Origin of the sequence: Pseudomonas sp. Mn2068, assembly GCF_049319725.1 — a bacterium.
Classification (GTDB): domain Bacteria; phylum Pseudomonadota; class Gammaproteobacteria; order Pseudomonadales; family Pseudomonadaceae; genus Aquipseudomonas; species Aquipseudomonas gingeri.
In genome coordinates this window covers 1-443 of the sequence record NZ_JBMOUG010000035.1, presented here as the reverse complement: position 1 = coordinate 443, position 443 = coordinate 1, and the positions used below count along the sequence as shown (strand labels likewise).

1 protein-coding gene is annotated in these 443 nt (G+C 56.7%); it reads left to right on the top strand.

The window, feature by feature from the left end; all coding sequences use genetic code 11:
• A partial coding sequence (locus ACL9RJ_RS33235) for an EF-Tu/IF-2/RF-3 family GTPase (RefSeq protein ID WP_422766020.1) occupies positions 1-443 on the top strand: 443 nt, incomplete at both ends.

Genomic DNA, 443 nt, shown 5'->3' with positions numbered 1-443 from the left:
CTGGAAATCGTTGGTCTGCGTGACACCACCACCACCACCTGCACCGGTGTTGAAATGTTCCGCAAACTGCTCGACGAAGGTCGTGCTGGCGAGAACTGCGGCGTTCTGCTGCGTGGTACCAAGCGTGACGACGTTGAGCGTGGCCAGGTTCTGGTCAAGCCAGGTTCGGTCAAGCCGCACACCAAGTTCACCGCAGAAGTTTACGTTCTGAGCAAGGAAGAAGGCGGTCGTCATACTCCGTTCTTCAAAGGCTACCGTCCACAGTTCTACTTCCGTACTACTGACGTGACTGGTAACTGCGAGCTGCCAGAAGGCGTTGAAATGGTAATGCCAGGTGACAACATCCAGATGACTGTCACTCTGATCAAGACCATCGCGATGGAAGACGGCCTGCGTTTCGCTATCCGTGAAGGCGGTCGTACCGTCGGCGCCGGCGTCGTAGC